1 protein-coding gene is annotated in these 461 nt (G+C 61.6%); it reads left to right on the forward strand.

Annotated elements, in window-relative coordinates; genetic code table 11:
- A partial coding sequence (locus tag EOA32_RS37755; protein ID WP_148670003.1) for a helix-turn-helix domain-containing protein occupies window positions 1-253 on the forward strand: 253 nt, incomplete at its 5' end.
- Window positions 254-461: the final 208 nt, after the last annotated feature.

Here is a 461-nt window from a genome sequence, read left to right on the forward strand (position 1 = left end):
CCTGGTCCTCGGTCGCCAGAATGCCATCGAACGGGTGGCCGCGTTCCTGGTCGACATGGCAGAGCGGCAAGGCGGATTGCGGCAGGGCGATCTGCCGATGTCTCGCGCGGATATCGGCGACTATCTCGGACTCACGATCGAGACCGTGTCGCGAGTCTTCACCCGGCTGCAGGACAAGGGCGTCATCCGCCTGCTGAACCTGCGCAGCATAGAAATCGTCAAGCAGGACGCGCTTCAATACATGAGCGAGTGAGGTCGCGCGCCTTGGAGAGACAGGACAACGGCGCCGCACCTCGGATCGGAGACCATATATAACGATGGTTAGCACGCTTTCCACGCATACCGGGTTTCGCTTCGATGTACGCCGCGCACGCCCCGAAGATGAGCCCGCCCTGGCGGAGTTCTTCACCCATGTGACGCCGCAAGATCTGCGCTTCCGCTTTCTCGGTGGAGTGAAAGAG

Source organism: Mesorhizobium sp. M1A.F.Ca.ET.072.01.1.1, assembly GCF_004023325.1.
In the GTDB taxonomy this organism is placed as follows: domain Bacteria; phylum Pseudomonadota; class Alphaproteobacteria; order Rhizobiales; family Rhizobiaceae; genus Mesorhizobium.